Source organism: Xanthomonas sp. NCPPB 3582, from assembly GCF_041475735.2.
Taxonomy (GTDB): domain Bacteria; phylum Pseudomonadota; class Gammaproteobacteria; order Xanthomonadales; family Xanthomonadaceae; genus Xanthomonas; species Xanthomonas codiaei.
In genome coordinates, this window is the sequence record NZ_CM192968.1 from 4,309,315 (window position 1) to 4,327,509 (window position 18,195).

An 18,195-nucleotide genomic window follows, 5' to 3' on the forward strand; every position below is an offset into this window, starting at 1 on the left:
GACAGCGGCGCAGCGCATTCGGTCCAGCGGCCGCGTCGCCGCCGCTATCACGCCTCAAAACGCTGCAGCGCCACGCTCAGCGACTCGCCCATCATGCGCAGGAACAAGGTCCCCATGCCGGGATAGAAGCGGTTGGCGTCGTGGCTGCCGACCGCGATCAGGCCGATGCCTGGCAGCGGCAGCAAGGCCGTGGACTGCACCTCGCCGGCCTGCTCGCCATACAGCAGCGCGTGCTTGTCGGCCTGCAGGCGGCCACAGATCGGCTCGCCATCGCTCAGACAGTCGCGAAACGGCGCCAGGCGTGCGTCGTCGGCGGCCACGGTCTGCAACCAGTCGGCTTGCAGACCGTCCACCGGCGTCAGCAGCACCAGCCGCACCAGATCGCCGTTGAAATCTTCCGCCAGCGACGCGGCCATGGCCTTGAGCGTGTCGGCCGCGGTGCGTTGGCGCATCAGCGCCAGCGTCAGCTGGTGGGTGCGCACCGCCAACCGCTCGTTGACCTGGGCGTTGCTGCCCAGCTCGTGCAGCCGCCGCGACAGCTCGCGGTTCTTGTCGCGCAGCACTTCCAGCTGGTAGGTCGCCAGCGAGGCGGTGGGGCCATCGTCGCGCGGCACCAGCAGGCTGACCGCCAGATCCGGAAACTGCTTGAGGAAGGTGGGATGACGGCGCAACCATGTCGCCACATCGTGCGCGCCCAGCTTGTCGGTGGTGTCGCTCATCAGATCCATTCTCCATCGAAGACGAACACGGCCGGACCGAACATCACCACGGCCTGCCCGGCACCGGGCCAGCGGATCCGCAGCTCGCCGCCCGGCAGCGACACGCGAACATCGCGCTCCACGCGGCCGCGCTGCATCAGCACCACTGCCGCCGCACAGGCGCCGCTACCGCAGGCCAGGGTTTCACCCACGCCGCGTTCGAACACGCGCAACTGCACATGCGTAGGGTCTACGACCTGGGCAAAGCCCACGTTGACCGAATCGGGAAACGCGGGGTTCTGCTGCAACAGGCTGCCCACGCGCTCCACCGGCGCGGCCTCTACCCGACCGACCTCCAGCACCGCATGCGGGTTGCCCATCGACACCGCGCCGAAGCGCACCGTCTCGCCGTGCACCGGCAGCGCGTATTCCTCGCGCGCATGCGCAAAGCCGGCCAGCGGAATCTGCGGCGGCTCGAACTGCGGCACGCCCATCGCCACCGCATAGGTGCCCGCATCCACCCGCTCCACCGCATGCGCAGTGACCGGGCTGTCGATGATGAAGCGATCGCCTTGCGCCGTGCCGTCGCGCACCAGCCAGGCCGCGACGCAGCGCGCACCGTTGCCGCACTGGCGGGCGGCCGATCCATCGGAATTCCAGATGCCGTAGGCGGCCACGGCGCCATCGCTGCGCGGGGCTTCGATGGTCAGGATCTGATCGCAACCCACGCCGAAATGCCGGTCGGCCAGCCGCGCGGCCAGCGCGGCGTCCGGCGGCGGCGAACCGTCGCGCAGGTCCAGCACCACGAAATCGTTGCCTGCACCATGCATCTTGGTGAAACGCAGGCGCCCGTTGCGGCCGTCAGCGCTCATTGCCGCTGCTAGCGGGCTGGTCGGTGCTGGATGCGGGCGGCGTATCGGTCTGCACCGGCGCAGGCGCGGGCGTGGACTCGTCCAGCGGTTGCGGTGCATCCGGCGGCTGCGGCACGGGCTGCGCTTCCACCGGCACCGGCTTCTGCGGCATCACCAGCGGGCCCTTGTTGCCGCAGGCGGCAAGCAGGACAAGGCTCGCACCAACCAGTGCGAGACGAACGAAAGGTCGGGACATGAGGCTCATGAGCCCGAGTATAGCCAGAACACCCTGACTGCCGTGCGCTCAGTGCGGCGCGGGCAACGTGCGCGGCGGCGGTTCCGGGCGCAGCCACAGCCAGATCGCCACCACCGCCATGCTGCCGATCGACAGGCACTTCACCCACAGCACCGGCACGCACCACAGCATGATGCCGGCACACACGGTCATGGTCAGCGTGGCCATCCACTTGGCCTTGCGGCTCACCGCCCGATAGGTCTGCCATTCCACGATGGCCGGGCCGAAACGCGGATGCGACAGCAGCCAGCGATGCAGGCGTTCGGACCCGCGCGAGGCGGCCCAGGCCGAGATCAGGATGAACACGGTGGTCGGCAGGCCGGGCACGAAGATTCCGACAATGCCGGTCGCCAGGCTGGCATACGCCAGCAACCACCAGGCCCAGCGGAATCGGTTCGGTCGCGTCATGGGCAAATGATACGGCCAGCAGGCACCGAGATGGTCTGTGCATCCCCCTTCGCCCACCGTGCGAAGGAGCCCGAAGGGCGGATGAGGCGACGCCTACAGGCAGGGATGGAAGACCTGCCCTTACGAATCCCCAATCCCAACTCCCAGCCCTTGAGCTACTTGACCCCCAGCTGATCCAGCACGAAGGCATACGACTCGGCCAGCTCGCGGTAGCGCCGGAACCGGCCGGATTTGCCGCCGTGGCCGGCTTCCATGTTGATGCGGAACACGATCGGCAAGCTGCCGGTGTTGTCGTCGCGCAGCCTGGCCACCCACTTGGCCGGTTCCCAGTACTGCACCTGCGAATCCCACAGACCGGTACCGACGAACATCGCCGGATACGCCTGCTTGCGCACGTTGTCGTACGGCGAGTACGACAGCATGTAGTCGTAATAGTCCTTGTTTTCCGGGTTGCCCCACTCGTCGTATTCGTTGGTGGTCAGCGGAATGCTGGCATCCAGCATGGTGGTCACCACATCCACGAACGGCACCTGCGCCACCAGCACGCGGTAGTCCTGCGGCGCCATGTTGGCCACCGCCCCCATCAGCAGGCCACCGGCGCTGCCGCCGGACGCCGCCACGCGGTCCTTGGAGGCATAGCCCTGCGCCACCAGGCCGCGGGTGACATCGATGAAATCGTTGAAGGTGTTCTTCTTTTGCAGCAGCTTGCCGTCGTCGTACCACTGGCGACCCATTTCCTGGCCGCCGCGGATGTGCGCGATGGCGTACACCACGCCGCGGTCGAGCAGGCTGACGGCAGGCAGGTTGAACGCCGGATCCATCGACATGCCGTAGCTGCCGTAGGCGTACTGGAACAGCGCCGCCGAGCCATCCTTCTTGAAGCCCTGCCTGTACACCAGCGACACCGGTACCTTGACCCCGTCGCGTGCGCTCACCCACACCCGCTCGGTGACGTACTTGGCCGGGTCGTAGCCGATCACCGGCTGCTGCTTGAGCAGCTTGCGTTCGCCGGTCTGGGTATTGAGTTCGTAGGTGGTGGCGGGCGTGGTCAGCGAGGTGTAGCTGTAGCGCAGCCACGGCGTGTCCGGCTCGGCGTTGATCGACAGCCCCATCGAATATGCCGGCTCATCGGCCTTGACGTACTCGTGGCTGCCATCGCGCTTGAGCAGACGCACGCGCTCCAGCCCGCCGGAGCGTTCTTCGATGGCGGTGAATCCGTCGAACAGCTCGAAATTCTCGATGTACACGCCATCGTCGTGCGCGACCCAATCGGTCCACTGCGTGCGCGTGGTCGCATCGGTCGGCGCGGTCACCAGCTTGAAGTTCTTGGCGCCGTCGGCATTGGTGCGGATCACCCAGCGGCCATCGAAATGGTCGGCGTGGTATTCCACGTCGCGCTCGCGCTTGGCCAATACCTTGAACGTGTCCGGCTTGGCGGCGGAAGCGTAACGGGTCTCCGAGGACACCGTGCTTTCCAGGCCGATGGTGATGTACTTGTCGTCGCGGGTACGCCCCACGCCCATGTAGAAACTGTCGTCCTTTTCTTCGTAGACCAGCACGTCGTCCTTGGCAGGCGTGCCGAGCACGTGCTTTTTCACGCGCACGGTGAGCAGCGTTTCCGGATCGTTTTCGACATAGAACAGCGTCTTGTTGTCGTCGGCCCAGACCATGTTCGGGGACACGCCTTCCACCGTGTCGGGATAGACCTCGCCGGTCTCCAGGTTCTTGAAACGGAGCGTGTACTGGCGGCGGCCGATCGCATCGTCGGCCCAGGCCAGGATACGGTTGTCCTGACTGACCTCCGCCTCGCCGACGCTGAAATACCCCTTGCCCTGCGCCATCTGGTTGACGTCCAGCAGGATCTCTTCCGGCGCCTCCATGCTGCCCTTGCGGCGCGCCTGGATCGGATAGTCCTTGCCGGCTTCGAAGCGGGTGTAATACCAATAGCCGCGCTGCCGGTACGGCACGCTGGCGTCGTCCTGCTTGATACGCCCCACGATCTCGGTGTAGAGCGTGTCCTCCAGCGGTTTGAGCGGCGCCATCACGCTGTCGGTGTAGGCGTTCTCGGCATTGAGATAGGCCAGCATCGCCTTGTCTTGCCGCTTGTCGTCGCGCAGCCAGTAGTAGTCGTCATTGCGCGTGGCGCCGAACGGTGCCTTGACCACATGCGGATGCCTGGCGACGTCCGGCGGCGTTGGGAGAGCGGCAAGTGCGGGGGTGGCGGATATGGTCATCAGGCTGGCGATCAACAAAGGTCAGGACAGGCTTCATCAGATTGGGGTCCGTTGGATGAACGCAATGCCATCCCAGCGCCCGAGTGTGGAAGAGCCCGTCGCCGAGCGTCATGTGTCCTAGGCCATGCTGGTCTATCATCTTGGTAATGGATTCCACGCTTCCGCTCCCCAGCGGCTATAGCCGCCGCAGCCAGGACATCGCCCCGTTCCATGTCATGTCGCTGCTGGCGCGCGCCAATGCGCTGGAGCAGGCCGGGCACGATGTGATCCACCTGGAGATCGGCGAACCCGACTTCACCACCGCCGCGCCGATCGTGGCGGCCGGGCAAGCCGCCCTGGCTGCCGGCCACACCCGCTATACCGCTGCTCGCGGGCTGCCTGCGCTGCGCGAGGCCATTGCCGGCTTCTATGCGCAGCGTTATGGCTGCAATCTCGATCCGGAGCGGATCCTGATCACCCCCGGTGGCTCCGGTGCGCTGCTGCTGGCCAGCAGCCTGCTGGTGGACCCTGGCAGGCACTGGCTACTGGCCGACCCCGGGTATCCATGCAACCGCCATTTCCTGCGCCTGGTCGAGGGCGCCGCGCAGCTGGTACCGGTCGGGCCAGACAGCGATTACCAGCTGACCCCGGCACTGGTGGATGCGCGCTGGAACCCCGACAGCGTCGGCGCGCTGGTCGCTTCGCCGGCCAATCCCACCGGCAGCGTGTTGTCGCGCGAACAACTGGGCGGGTTGTCCCACGCGCTGCACGCCCACGGCGGGCATCTGGTAGTGGATGAGATCTATCACGGCCTGACCTATGGCCTGGACGCGCACAGCGTGCTGGAAGTGGACGACAGCGCCTTCGTGCTGAACAGTTTTTCCAAATACTTCGGCATGACCGGTTGGCGGCTGGGCTGGCTGATCGCGCCGCCCGCGGCAGTCCCCGAGCTGGAAAAACTGGCGCAGAACCTCTACATCAGCGCCTCCACGATCGCCCAGCACGCCGCACTGGCCTGTTTCACGCCCGAAAGCATCGCCATCTTCGAAGCACGCCGCGCCGAATTCCAGCAGCGCCGCGACTATCTGCTGCCGGCGCTGCGTGCGTTGGGTTTCAATATCGCCGTCGAACCGCAAGGCGCGTTCTACCTCTACGCCGACATCAGCGCATTTTCGGACGATGCGCAGGCGTTCTGCGCGCATTTCCTGGAAACCGAACATGTCGCCTTTACCCCCGGCATCGACTTCGGCTTCCACCGCGCCAACCAGCATGTGCGTATCGCCTACACCCAAAGCCTGCCGCGGCTGGAACAGGCGGCAGCGCGGATTGCGCGTGGGTTGCGGCGTTTTTGATCACACCAACTGCGAGTTGCGCTGCGCTTAGCGGCAGCATCGCTTGCTGCAGTTGATGAAAGAGCAGCCGCCCCATGCTTCTGCGCTTGTACCGTTGCACTCAAGAACAGCCAGGCCTGCGTGCGACCGCACCCTCATCCGCCCTTCGGGCACCTTCTCCCGCAGGCGGGAGAAGGACGAAGGCGGCAATGCGATGCAGATCGCCGAGGCGGCGCAGAAGATTGGCATCCGCGATTTGCGGCAGTCGGCGTTGATGAAGGCTGCGCATGGGGTGACCAGCCTGGCCGAGATCAATCGGTGTCCAAGGACCAGGCGCCCTCATCCGCCCTTCGGGCACCTTCTCCCCCATGAAGGAGGACACTGTCCCGGGGGGGGGAGAAGGGAATAACAAAAAGCCCTGGACCACGCGGCCCAGGGCTTCTTCTTCCAGGCACCGTATGACCAACGCAATCGAGTTGCCGATTGCGTTCGATCAACACCGGATCAATCCGCCAACCGCTCCCACAGGAAGCTATAGGCCAGTGCCGCCATATGCGCGGCCTGCGCGTTGTTGGCCGCGCCACCGTGGCCGCCTTCGATGTTCTCGTAGTAGGTCACGTCCTTGCCGGCCTCGATCATCTTGGCGGCCATCTTGCGGGCGTGGCCGGGATGCACGCGGTCGTCGCGCGTGGAGGTCAGGAAGATTACCGGCGGGTAGGTCTTGTTCGGGTCGAACAGGTGGTACGGCGAGAAGGTCTGGATGAAGTTCCAGTCGTCGGTGTCCGGGTTGCCGTACTCGGCCATCCAGGAGGCGCCGGCCAGCAGATGGCTGTAGCGCTTCATGTCCAACAGCGGCACCTGCACCACCACCGCACCGAACAGGTCCGGATACTGGGTGAGCATGTTGCCGGTCATCAGGCCACCGTTGCTGCCGCCCTGCACGCCCAGGTGCCTGGTCGAGGTGATCTTGCGTGCGACCAGATCCTTGGCCACCGCGGCCATGTCTTCGTAGGCCTTGTGGCGGTTCTGCTTGAGGGCGACCTGGTGCCAGCGCGGGCCATACTCGCCACCGCCGCGGATGTTGGCCACCACGTACACGCCGCCCTTTTCCAGCCACGAGCGGCCCAGGGCGCCGGAGTAGTTCGGCGTCATCGAGATCTCGAAACCGCCGTAGCCGTACAGCAGCGTCGGCGCGCTGCCATCGAGCTTCAGCGCCTTCGGGCGGACCAGGAAATACGGCACGCGGGTGCCGTCCTTGCTGGTGGCGAAGTGCTGCTCGATGGTGTCCTTGCCGGCATCGAAGAACGCCGGCATGGTCTTGAGCGGCTGCGGCGCGCTGCCTATGTCCACCCACGACAGCGTGGTGGGGGTCAAATAGTCGGTGACGGTCAGCCACAACGCATCGCTGTCGTCGCTGTCCACGGCGCTGACGTCCACGGTTCCGAGCGCCGGCGCACCGACGAAGGTGCTCTTCTTCCAGCCGTCCTGCGAGGGAGTGATCACGCTCAGGCGGTTCTTGACGTCGTCCAGCACGTTCAACACCAGGTGCGACTTGGTCCATGCCATCCCGGCCAGCGAGGTGGTGTCGGTGGGTTCGAACAGCACCTCGATGTTGCGCTTGCCGGCCATGAATTCGTCAAAGCGCGTGGCCAGCAGCGAACCGGGCTTGTAGGTTTTGCCACCCACCGTCCACGGCTCGCGCAGTTCCAGGGTCAGCCATTGCCGCTTGACCGCCTTGCTGGCGGAATTGGGCACATCCACCTTGGTCAGCTTGCCGTCGGCGCCCTTCAGATACAGCTCGTCGTTGTAGAAGGCCAGGGTGCGGCTGACGAAATCACGCTCGAACCCGGGCGTGTCGTCGTGCATCGCGGCGATGTACATGTCGGTCGGCTTGCCCTCGTACACCACCGCAGCGGCGCTGAGCGGGGTGCCGCGCTTCCACTGCTTGGCGATGCGCGGGTAGCCGGAGGTGGTCATCGCGCCGGGGCCGAAATCGGTGAACACGTAGACGGTGTCCTGGTCGATCCAGCCCAGCCCGCCCTTGGACTCGGGACGGAAGAAGCCGTCCTTGACCCACTGCTTGCTGCCCAGGTCGAACTCGCGGGTGACATCGGCGTCGGCACCGCCGCGCGACAGCGCGATCAGGCAGCGCTGGTAGTCCGGGCGCAGGCAGTCGGCGCCGTGCCAGACCCAGTTCTCGCCCTCGGCCTTGTTGAGCGCATCCAGGTCGAGCACCGTTTCCCACTTGGGCGCCGGCTTGCGGTATTCGTCCAGCGTGGTGCGCCGCCACAGGCCGCGTTCGTGCTGCTTGTCTTTCCAGAAGTTGTAATAGAACGCGCCGATCTTCTGCACGCTGGGAATCTTGGCGTCCGAATCCAGCACCTCGCGGATGCGGGTTTCCATCTGCTTGAACGCCGGCGTGGCGGCCAGCCGCGCCTCGGTCTTGGCGTTCTGGGCCTTGACCCAGTCCAGCGGCTTGGCGCCGGTGACATCTTCCAGCCAGGCGTAGGGATCGTTGGACACAGCGGTTTCCTCTGCAGAGACGGCGCCAGCGGTGATCAGGCCGGCAACCAGGCAGATCGAGGCGAACTTGGACATGAAAATTTCCGGAGAACCCAATTGCCGGAACCTATCATGCCGCCCTGCCCGCTCGACCCTGCCGAAGGTCAGGCCGCCCGTGCCGGTGTCGCTGCCGGCGAGGCGGCGCGCCGGCGCTGCGCCTGCGGCCTGCGCCGGCGCGGCACCGTGCGGCGTGCACCCGGCCGTGCCAGGGTTGGCAACGCAAACCGGTACAGGCTCCACCAGGCCAGCATCGGCATGCCGACCAGCCACAACGGCAGCCATCCGATCCATTCGCTATGGCCGCGCGCGGCCGGCCACACCAGCACCAGCGCAAGCCCGGCCAGGGCGACCTGACGGACCGGGCGCAGCACGCGCGGATCGGGGCGTTCGGAACGGGAGGAAGGACGATGCGACATGGCGGCACTCCGTGACGGGAAGGATCAGGACAGGCCGGCAGGATTGCCGGCGCCCATCTCACCGATTGCGACCTTGACGCCGGCACTGCGGCAGCGCGCGCTGCCGCAGCCGCGCATGGGCCGCTGGAGAGCCGTGGCTGCGCACTGCCTTGCAGGAGGTGATCGGTGGCGACAAGCGGTGGCCCTCGCAGCAGGCGAGGGATCTGCGACGCCGCATCTGTGCTGCGGTGCGCCCACGCCAGCGGCCAGTGCATGCCGTTCCGAACGCCTCGCATACGGCACGCCCCGCCGGAATGGACACGCGGCGTGAGGGACACAGGCAGGGCGGCGAGATTCACGCGGCCCGTACGGCACCTCCCACAGCCTCACTTGGGCGACCGAACGCGCGCCACCCATCCGGCGCGCGGCAATGCGGCGCCAGCTCGTCGCCGGTCGCACGCCGCGGCCGGCAGCGATCGGCCGCAAACATCGCTGGCGCACACGCCAGGCCCGACCGTTGACGCGAACTTGCCCCCTGCATGCGGTAGTGTGCTGCACCTATTGCCCCTTTGTGATGTTGCGATGCGCCTGACCGTTACGATCGCCCTCGCTGTCCTGCTCGTCCTCGGCCTGCCGGTGGCGCATGCCAAGGACGCATCCACCACCGAGCCGGCGATCGATCTGTCCAAGATCATGGGCACCTGGTATGTGATCGCCCGCATGCCCAACCCGGTCGAGCGCGGCCACGTCACCAGCCGCGACGAATACACCCTGGTGGAAGACGGCAAGGTGGCCGTGCGCTATCTGTACCGCGAAGGCTTTGGCGAGCCGGAAAAGGAAGTCACTGCACGCGCGTCGGTGGATGCGGACAGCGGCAACCGCGACTGGCGGGTGTGGTTCTACAAGGTGATTCCGGCCAAGCAGCGCATCCTGGAAATCGCCCCGGATGGCTCGTGGATGCTGATCTCCTACCCCGGCCGCGACCTGGCCTGGATCTTCGCGCGCAAGCCGGATATGAGCCGCGAGCAGTACCGCACCCTGGTCAACAAGATGCGCGACGACTACGCCATCTACACCGACAAGCTCAAGCGCGTGCCGCAGTTGCGCGAGCAGGTGGACCGTTTGGGATTCGAAGTGCCGAACAAGCGCTGAGGCCTGGCGCGGTCACTGGCCGCGCCCGCCGTCGATAGCCTCCGCCGCGGGCCTGCCCAGCAAGGCGACGCGATACTGGCCTTCGCGCTCAGTCGTAATTGCTCAATGCCAGCGACAGCAATGCCTTGGCCTGTTCGCGCAGCGAGATGGGCTCGACGATCTCCGCATCCGAGCCGTAGTGCAGCACGTCCATCAGCAACTCGCGCGAGTTGCTGTACGGCAATTTGAGCTCGTAACGGCCATCGGCCAGGAAGCGGCCCTGCTGCTTGGAATGCCAGTGCTCGTCGGCCACCCAGCGCGCGGCCTTGGCGCTGAACACGATGGTGGCCCAGCCCTTGGGTGCGCCGGAAAAGATGCCGTAACTGGCGGCGAGCTGTTCGTCCAGCTCGCTGTCGGGCACATCGCGCGGCGCCGCATCGAGCAGGCGCGCGTGGTTGATGCGGTCCACCGCGAAGCTGCGTACGCCATCGCGGCCATGGTCCCAGGCATCCAGATACCAGTTGTCGCGGTAGTGGGTGATGCGCTGCGGGGAGACGGTGCGCTTGGTGGATTCGTCGGTGGAGCGGGCGCGGTAGTCGAAGCTCAGCTGCTTGCGCTCCAGCACACCGGAGGCCACGGTACGGAAACTGGCCTCGTCCAGCTTGCGGCCGCGGTGCGGGATCACCCGGACCCGGTCTACCGGCCATTGCGAGACCCCGGCCTGGGCAGCCAGCAACCCTTCGATGCGTTGCTGCAACGGCGCCAGCATCGAGGACAGCACCCCGCCGCCGGTGCGCGAGAGCAGTTGTTGCGAGGCCAGCAGCGCGTGCAGCTCTTCCGAACTCAGCCACAGGCCAGGCAGCTCGAAGCGGTCGCTCTCGCCGGACAGGTAGCGGAAGCCGGATTCGCCGTCGCCTTCCACCGGCGCCATCAGCGCATCGCGCAGAAACGCCAGGTCGCGGTACACGGTGGCACGGGAACAGCTCAGCTCATCCTGCAGCCGCGCCACCGTGACCGGATAGCGTGCCGATTTGAGCAAGCGATGCAGGGAGTTGATGCGTTCATAGCGGTCCATGCGCCGATTATGTCCGGTTCTTCGCGCGACGGGGTGAGCATGCGCGCCGTACACGCTCGCCGGTGCCAAGCCAGCGCGCTTGCGGCATAGCGCGCGATGCCGCAAGCGATGCTGACGTCCCGGCACAAACCGGACTCGACTGCATGGAGCCGGTGCACCGCCCGAACCGACACTAAAGCGCAGCGTTCACCCGGTCATGACGGAGCGCACAGTCCGTTATCATGAAATCGCTTTCACGCATCGCCCTCCCGCCCTGTCCTCAAGCGAGCTGCCCATGTCCCGCCGTGCCCCGTTGTCCGTCCTGTTGCCGCTGCTGTTGATCACGCCTGCCGTGTGGGCCCAGTCGATCGCGGTTGCGCCGACGCCGGTTGACCCGGCCGCCGCGCTGGTGCCCTCGCCCTGGAGCGGCAGCAGCGGCGAGCTGGGCTATGCCTCGGCACATGGCAACAGCACCACCGACAGCCTCAATGGCCGCATCCGTCTGCGCTATACCGACGGCGACTGGATCCACAGCCTGGATGCCACCGCGCTGCGGTCGAGTTCCGAATACACCAACACCAACGACGACGGCAGCACCACGCGCGAGCGCCAGACCACCGCCGAGCGCTACACCGGCAGCGCCGGCAGCGCGTTGCAGTTGGGCGAACACCGCCAGCTCACCGCCACCGGCCGTTACGAACACGACGACTTCGCGACCTACGACCGCCTGGCCACCTTCGGCATCGGCTACGGCACGCGGCTGATCGATGCGCAGCGGTTCTACCTGGATGCGCAGGTGGGCCCGGGTATCCGCCGCGCGCACAACAGCGAAGACGACCGCAACGAGACCGGGCTGATCGGGCGCGGCCTGTTCGATCTCAAGTACACCGTCACCGACAACACCGACCTGATCAACACGCTGCTGGTGGAATCGGGCGAGTACAACACCTACGCGCAGAACGATTTCGGCGTGCAGGTCAGCATGAACTCGCACTTCGCGCTGAAGGCCGCCTGGCAGATGCGCCGCAATAGCGATGTCAGCGAAGGCGACAAGAAGACCGATACGCTGACCACGGTGAACCTGGTCTACACCTTCAAGTAAGCGCCTGCGTCTGCACGCGTAGGAGCGGACCCGGCCGCGACGGCTTTCCCGGTAAGGCCTGTCGCGGCCTGGGCCGCTCCTACGAAACTTCTCTCGTGGCCTGGGCAGCTCCTACGTGCGGGGCGGCCGTCTTGCGGCGGGTTCAGGTCCCGACCAGCCGGGCGTTACAGCTCGGCCAGCAGTTGCGCGGCGCCCTTGTCGAACAGGCCCTGCGCGACGCGGCGGCCGAGGTCTTCGGTGTCATCGGCGCTGCCGTGCGCGTCGGCGTGGATCAGCCGGCCATCGCTGGCGCTGCCGACCATGCCCTGCAGGGACAAGCCCTTGCCTTCCCAGCGCGCGAAGGCCGCCACCGGCACGTGGCAGCTGCCGTGCAGCGCGCGATTCATGGCCCGCTCGGCTTCCACGCAGACGCGGGTGGTGGGCGCGTCCAGCACCGCCAGCAGCGCGTGGATGCGTGCATCGTCGCCGCGGCATTCCACCGCCACCGCGCCCTGCGCCGGTGCCGGCAGCCACTGCGGCGCGTCCAGCCGTGCGCTGATGCGCGCGTCCAGGCCCAGCCGCTGCAGGCCGGCACAGGCCAGCACGATGGCGTCGTAACCGCCGTTGTCGAGCTTGGCCAGACGCGTGTTGACGTTGCCGCGCAGGTCGATCAGTTCCAGGTCCGGGCGCGCGGCGCGCAGCTGCGCCTGCCGACGCAGCGAGGAGGTGCCCACGCGCGCGCCCAGCGGCAGCGCCTGCAGGCTGGCGTAGAGGTTGGAGACCAGCGCATCGGCCGGGTCGCCGCGCTCCAGGATCGCCGGCAGCACGAACGGGTCGTCCAGCTCCATCGGCACATCCTTGAGCGAATGCACGGCGCAATCGGCCTCGCCGCGCAGCATCGCCAACTCCAGCTCCTTCAGGAACAGGCCCTTGCCGCCGATCGCCGCCAGCGAGCGGTCCAGCACTTCGTCGCCGCGGGTACTCATCGGTACGAGTACGACATCCAGGCCGGGATGGTGCTGGCGCAGCGCGGCGGCGACATGTTCGCTCTGCCAGAGGGCAAGCGGGCTTTTGCGGGTGGCGATGCGGAGCGTGGTCATCCCGCCATTATCGCGGAGCGGGCCGGCAACTCATACATGGCGCAGCTGATCGCGCAGGCTGGCCACGCAGCGGCGGCTCACTTCCAGGGTCTGCGGCACGTTGCGCAGCACCGCATGCACCTGGCCATCACCGCTGCGGCGCAGCTCCACCAGTTCGTCGCGCGCAACCAGGCAATTGCGATGGATGCGCACCAGGCGGTCGGAGAATTCGTCTTCCAGCGACTTGAGCGACTCTTCGATCAGGTCCTCGCCACGGGTATGGTGGACGATGACGTACTTCTCTTCGGCCTGCAGATAGCGGATATCGCCGATGGCGATCAGCCGCAGGCTGCCGCGCAGGCGCGCGCACAGATGGGTGCGCAGCGGCGCCGGCGCGGCGCTGGGCACGCGACCGGCCAGGAAGGTGGCCACCCGTTCCAGCGCCGCGGCCAGGCGTTCCGGGCGCACCGGTTTCATCAGGTAGTCCAGCGCGGCCGCATCGAAGGCCGACAGCGCGTGCTGGTCGTAGGCGGTGCAGAACACCACCGCCGGCTGCGGCTGGCACTGGCGCAGCAATCGCGCGGTTTCCAGGCCGTCCACGCCGGGCATGGCGATATCCAGCAGCACCAGGTCCGGGTGCCATTGCTCGCATTGCTGCAGCACCTGCTGGCCGTTTTCGGCCTCGCCGATCACCTGCACCTGTGGATGGTCGGCCAGCAGCATGCGCAGGCGCTCGCGCGCCAGTGGCTCGTCATCGGCGATCAACACCCGCACTTGCGTGGTCGTCATGGACATCCCCCCCTACGCTGCGGCGACTCTCCCTCACGGCAGCGGCAATGTGATCTCGCAGGCATAGTAGCCTTCGGCCCAGCTGGCCGCCATCCGTGCCCCGGCACCGAACTGGAACGCCAGCCGATGCGAGATGCTGGCCTGGGCGTGCCCGGCGCCGGCGAGCAGCGGCGCCTGGGTGCCCGGCTGCGGGGCCGGGTTGACGATACGGATCTGCAACTGGCTGCCGCGCTGGCGCAGCGACAGGTACAGCGTGCCCCCCTCGGGCATGCGCGAGACCCCGTGCAGCACGGCGTTTTCCACCAGCGGTTGCAGCACCAGGCGCGGCATCGGCAGGTCCCAGGGCAACGGCTCCTGGCGGTGCCAGCGCACCTGCAGGCGCTCGCCCAGGCGCAGGGACTCGATCGCCAGATAGCGCTCGGCCAGTTCGCATTCGGCGCGCAGGGTGGACACGCCCTCGCCGGCGCCGAGCGCGGCGCGGAACAGGTCCGACAGGTCCAGCACCGCCTGCTCGGCCACCACCGGGTCGCGGCGCAGCAGGCTGGCGATCAGGTTCATGCTGTTGAACAGGAAATGCGGGCGGATGCGCGCCTGCAGCGCATCGGCCTCGGCGCGGGCATTGGCCTGTACCTGCGCTTCCCAGCGGTCGCTGACATAGAAGTAGCGCAATGCCAGCGCGGTGATCAGCACCACGGTGGCCGCGCTGCCCAGGGTGAACCGCCAGAAGCCCACCAACGGGCCCAGCGGGGCCTGGTCGAGCGCCGCATACAGCGCGTGCACGATGCCCGCACCGAGCATCGCCACCACCGCGGCGATCGACAGCGCGGCCAACCCACCCAGCCGTGGCGGCAACCGCGACAACGCGGGCCGCAGCACGCACAGCAACACGCTGACCGCCAGCGCCAGCCATAGCGCCAGGCCGCTGGCCGAGACGAAGCGCGACAGGGTGATGCTGCGCGCCGCATCGGCGTCCGGTACCAGGGTCACCACCAGCACCACCAACTCGGCCAATCCCAGCATCGCGCCCAGCCGGGGCAGCCGGCACAGGTCCGGCATCCAGGTGATCTGGGGGGCGCTGGCGGCCATGGGCTCAGGCGGCGGTCAAGCGCGCCTGCATCCAGTCGCGCAGGGCATCGATCTCTTCCAGGCAGACCTGATGGCCCATCGGGTAGGTGTGCCAGTCCAGCGCGAAGCCGAGCGTGCGCAGGGCCTGCATGCTGGCCTGGCCGGCCGCGAACGGCACTACCGGATCGGCGCTGCCGTGGGCCATGAACACCGGTTGCGCAGTGGCGGCCGGCTGCAGCTGGCTGGCCGCGGCGGCCGGGTCCGGCAGATAGGTCGACAGCGCGATCAGCCCGGCCAGCGGCACGCTGCGCTGCAGGCCCACCGCCAGGGTCACCGCGCCGCCCTGCGAGAAGCCGGCCAGCAGGATGCGCCCGGGCGCGATGCCGCGGCTCTGCTCGTGGGCAATCAGCGCTTGGACCTGGGCCACCGATTCGGCGATGCCGGCCTTGTCGGCACGCTGGGCGAAATCCATGCCCACGATGTCATACCACCCGCGCATGCGCACGCCGTTGTTGATGGTGATCGGACGGATCGGCGCATGCGGGAACACGAAGCGCAGCGCCGGCCAGTCGGCACGCACCAGCTCCGGCACCAGCGGCGCGAAATCGCTGCCATCGGCCCCCAGGCCATGCAGCCACAGCACGGTCCATTGCGGGTTCGGTCCGGTCTCGCGTTCGATCACTTCCAGCATCATCCAGCTCCGTTCGGGGGCCGGGCATTATGCCTTGCGCGCCGGACCTGCCCGATCACGCCGGGCACGGGGCGCGGCGATGCCGCTCAGATCAACGGCGGTTCCAGCGCCGCGGCACGGCGCAGTTCGGAGGCACGCACCAGCACCTTGGGCGGGTCGAGTTCTTCGGGGATGCAGAAGATGCCGGCGCGGCGCAACGCCAGGCCGGAACGGCGCAGCGAGGTCAGCGCCACCACCGGGATCGACAACGCCATTCCCACGATCACCGGCGCCATCCAGGCCGCCAGCGACGGCGACACCGTGTAAGCCACCGCGCCCATGAACAAGCCGAACACGGTCAACCCGCCGTAGCTGCGCAACAGCGCCGGCCAGGACAGCTTGCCGTCGTCGCGCACCTGCGCATCCCAGCCCGAATCCTTGCCGGCCAGCACCTCGAACACGCCGCGCGACTGCAGATACATCACCACCGGCGCCATCAGCGCGGCCAGCACGGTTTCCAGCAGGATGCTCAGCGCGGCGCGAATGGCGCCGCCACAGGCGCGCAATTCGCGCGGATTGAGCAGCAGCGCGATGTAGCCCAGCAGCTTGGGCGCCAGCAGCACGAACATGGTGCAGACGAAGATCCAGATCGCATTGCCCTGGCTGCTGCCATGCCAGTAGCGCGCCGGCGAGAACGGCAGGTTGCCGGCCAGGTCGATGCCGCCGCCGGCCAGCGGGATGCCGATGCCGATCAGCATCAACAGGCCCCACATCGGCGCGGTGAAGTAATGCCCGATGCCGATCAGCATGTGCATGCGGCTGATCCAGTGCAGCCCCTTGGCGCTGACCACCTTGGCGTGCTGCAGGTTGCCCTGGCACCAGCGGCGGTCGCGGATCAGCAGGTCGGTGAGCGTGGGCGGGCCTTCTTCGTAGCTGCCCTGCAGGTAGGGCACCATGTGCATGGCCCAGCCGCCGCGCCGCATCAGTGCCGCCTCCACGAAGTCGTGGCTGAGCACATGGCCGCCGAAGGGCTTGCGTCCGCGCAGCGACGGCAGGCCGGCGTGATCGGCGAAGGCCTGGGTACGGATGATGGCGTTGTGGCCCCAGTAGTTGCTCTCGGCGCCGTGCCACCAGGCCACGCCGAAGGCGATGATCGGCCCATACACGCGCCCGCCGAACTGCTGCATGCGGGCGAACAGGGTCTGGCCGTTGACCACCGCCGGCAGGGTCTGGATCAGGCCCACGTCCGGGTTGTTTTCCATGCCGGCGACCAGCCGCACGATGGTGTCGCCGGTCATCACACTGTCGGCGTCCAGGATCAGCATCTGCGGATAGCTGCCGCCGAAGCGGCGTACCCAGTCGGCCACGTTGCCGGCCTTGCGCGCGGCATTGTCGGCGCGGCGGCGGTAGAAGATGCGCCCATGCCCGCCGACGCGATCGCACAGTTCGTGATAGACCAGCTCTTCGGCGCGGCCGATATGCTCGCGGGTGGTGTCGCTGAGCACGAAGAAATCGAAGTGCTCCAGCTGGCCGGTCTCGGCCACCGATTCGTAGATGGCCTGCAGCCCGGCCAGCAGCCGGCGCGGGTCCTCGTTGTAGGTGGGCATCAGCAGCGCGGTGCGCGAGCGCAGCGTGGGCAGTGGCTGCTCCGGATCGATACCGAGCTTGCGCCCGGCACGCGCCACCACGGTGACGAACCCGGCCACCGCGCTGGCGAAGGACATCGCGATCCAGGCGAACAGCAGCACGAACAGCCCAAGCAGGCAGCCTTCCAGCACGCTGATGCCGTCCGGCCACAGCACGCTGAGCATCACCCACACCGCGATCGCGGTGGTGGCCAAGGTACCGCCGATCAGATAGAAGCGGCGCAGCCCGATGCCGGGCGGCGAGGTGCGCTGGTGCGGCACCTGCAACTGGCCTTCGCGCAGCGATTGTTCGGGCATCGCCAACGGCGCTTCCGGCGGCAGCGTGGGCTGGCCGGCATCGAGCGCGGAGACGGGGAGCAAGCCGGTTGGTGCGGGGGAAAGGGTCACGGTACCGTCCATCAGGGCTGCCCGTCGCACGAGCGCGACAGTGTGGGCGGAAACAGAAGATGCATCGCGGCCACGCATGGCGACAGCGAGCTGGGCGCGACGACGGGAGCGAGCCTTGCGCTGTGCAGGCACAACGCGGGATGGGCAGCTTTGGAACCACTCCGATGCACAAACTCTCCTGGCGGCGACGCAACGTCGCGGCTCATCCTAAAGAATCGTCCGTTAAAGGAAACGAAGACCATTGTGCGGTCTTCGCCCCTCCCGACGAGGACCGCGCGGCAGACTACGCCGTGACAACCGAACGCAACCCCAACAGATTGCAGGCTGGCGCACCCGTTGTCACGGCTGCTGGCCGGGCTGTACAGCAAGTGGTGTGCCATAAGGTGCGATCGGCTACGTCGAAGGGCGCTGGCGTTGGGTCGTCAGGTTTTTCGATGCGGCCAAGGCCGGGAGCTAAAGCCTGGGTGGTCGAGCGCGCGGCGCCCTCACCGCTCGCGGACACGCCGTTAACCCGTCCATGGGGCTCGTTGGCGGCATCCA

The 18,195-nt window shown here is 67.4% G+C and carries 15 protein-coding genes and 1 pseudogene; 3 read left to right on the forward strand and 13 right to left on the reverse strand.

The window, feature by feature from the left end; all coding sequences use genetic code 11:
• Positions 1–47: 47 nt before the first annotated feature.
• The 5 genes and pseudogenes from ACCQ05_RS18300 to ACCQ05_RS18320 all read right to left on the reverse strand — a co-directional run bounded on the left by ACCQ05_RS18300 (position 48) and on the right by ACCQ05_RS18320 (position 4,523).
• Complete coding sequence (locus tag ACCQ05_RS18300) at positions 48–719, reverse strand: DUF484 family protein (RefSeq protein ID WP_228963218.1); 672 nt, start codon at positions 717–719, stop codon at positions 48–50.
• Positions 719–1,570 carry a diaminopimelate epimerase gene (gene dapF / locus ACCQ05_RS18305; RefSeq protein WP_372391969.1) on the reverse strand — a complete coding sequence of 284 codons (852 nt, stop codon included), beginning with the start codon at positions 1,568–1,570 and terminating at the stop codon, positions 719–721. The genes ACCQ05_RS18300 and dapF overlap by 1 nt, the downstream gene beginning before the upstream one ends.
• Complete coding sequence (gene lptM / locus ACCQ05_RS18310) at positions 1,560–1,814, reverse strand: LPS translocon maturation chaperone LptM (RefSeq protein ID WP_372391972.1); 255 nt, start codon at positions 1,812–1,814, stop codon at positions 1,560–1,562. The genes dapF and lptM overlap by 11 nt, the downstream gene beginning before the upstream one ends.
• A gap of 39 nt (positions 1,815–1,853) precedes the next feature.
• Positions 1,854–2,252, reverse strand: coding sequence for a YbaN family protein (locus ACCQ05_RS18315; protein WP_064509415.1), 399 nt, complete (start codon positions 2,250–2,252; stop codon positions 1,854–1,856).
• A gap of 155 nt (positions 2,253–2,407) precedes the next feature.
• Positions 2,408–4,523, reverse strand: a pseudogene (locus tag ACCQ05_RS18320) (S9 family peptidase).
• A gap of 109 nt (positions 4,524–4,632) precedes the next feature.
• Here ACCQ05_RS18320 and ACCQ05_RS18325 point away from each other — a divergent pair.
• Complete coding sequence (locus ACCQ05_RS18325; protein ID WP_372391974.1) at positions 4,633–5,817, forward strand: pyridoxal phosphate-dependent aminotransferase; 1,185 nt, start codon at positions 4,633–4,635, stop codon at positions 5,815–5,817.
• A 483-nt stretch (positions 5,818–6,300) separates the two neighbouring features.
• On the opposite strand, the gene ACCQ05_RS18330 is transcribed toward ACCQ05_RS18325, so the two are convergent.
• A complete protein-coding gene (locus ACCQ05_RS18330) occupies positions 6,301–8,394 on the reverse strand; it encodes a prolyl oligopeptidase family serine peptidase (RefSeq protein WP_372391976.1) in 2,094 nt (697 codons plus the stop codon).
• Between the two features lie 68 nt (positions 8,395–8,462).
• The gene (locus ACCQ05_RS18335; RefSeq protein ID WP_372360472.1) at positions 8,463–8,774 is read right to left on the reverse strand and encodes a hypothetical protein; all 312 of its coding nucleotides are present in this window, start codon (positions 8,772–8,774) and stop codon (positions 8,463–8,465) included.
• 561 nt (positions 8,775–9,335) lie between these two features.
• Between ACCQ05_RS18335 and ACCQ05_RS18340 the strand changes: the two genes are divergently transcribed.
• Positions 9,336–9,905, forward strand: coding sequence for a lipocalin family protein (locus ACCQ05_RS18340; protein ID WP_104539424.1), 570 nt, complete (start codon positions 9,336–9,338; stop codon positions 9,903–9,905).
• A gap of 88 nt (positions 9,906–9,993) precedes the next feature.
• Here the strand turns inward: ACCQ05_RS18340 and ACCQ05_RS18345 are convergent, their stop codons facing one another.
• A complete protein-coding gene (locus ACCQ05_RS18345; RefSeq protein ID WP_228961443.1) occupies positions 9,994–10,959 on the reverse strand; it encodes a helix-turn-helix transcriptional regulator in 966 nt (321 codons plus the stop codon).
• A 274-nt stretch (positions 10,960–11,233) separates the two neighbouring features.
• Between ACCQ05_RS18345 and ACCQ05_RS18350 the strand changes: the two genes are divergently transcribed.
• Entirely contained in the window at positions 11,234–12,040 is an 807-nt protein-coding gene (locus ACCQ05_RS18350; RefSeq protein WP_228961442.1) for a DUF481 domain-containing protein, read from the forward strand.
• 164 nt (positions 12,041–12,204) lie between these two features.
• Here the strand turns inward: ACCQ05_RS18350 and hemC are convergent, their stop codons facing one another.
• From hemC to mdoH, 5 genes are all read right to left on the reverse strand, one after another.
• On the reverse strand, positions 12,205–13,119 hold the full coding sequence (gene hemC, locus ACCQ05_RS18355) for a hydroxymethylbilane synthase (RefSeq protein ID WP_228961441.1): 915 nt from the start codon (positions 13,117–13,119) through the stop codon (positions 12,205–12,207).
• Between the two features lie 30 nt (positions 13,120–13,149).
• The gene (locus tag ACCQ05_RS18360) at positions 13,150–13,887 is read right to left on the reverse strand and encodes a LytR/AlgR family response regulator transcription factor (protein ID WP_167394433.1); all 738 of its coding nucleotides are present in this window, start codon (positions 13,885–13,887) and stop codon (positions 13,150–13,152) included.
• A 33-nt stretch (positions 13,888–13,920) separates the two neighbouring features.
• Positions 13,921–14,973 carry a sensor histidine kinase gene (locus ACCQ05_RS18365; protein WP_104539429.1) on the reverse strand — a complete coding sequence of 351 codons (1,053 nt, stop codon included), beginning with the start codon at positions 14,971–14,973 and terminating at the stop codon, positions 13,921–13,923.
• Positions 14,974–14,977: 4 nt separating this feature from the next.
• Entirely contained in the window at positions 14,978–15,646 is a 669-nt protein-coding gene (locus tag ACCQ05_RS18370) for an alpha/beta hydrolase (RefSeq protein WP_372391978.1), read from the reverse strand.
• Positions 15,647–15,729: 83 nt separating this feature from the next.
• Entirely contained in the window at positions 15,730–17,667 is a 1,938-nt protein-coding gene (gene mdoH / locus ACCQ05_RS18375; RefSeq protein WP_372391981.1) for a glucans biosynthesis glucosyltransferase MdoH, read from the reverse strand.
• Between the last annotated feature and the right edge of the window lie 528 nt (positions 17,668–18,195).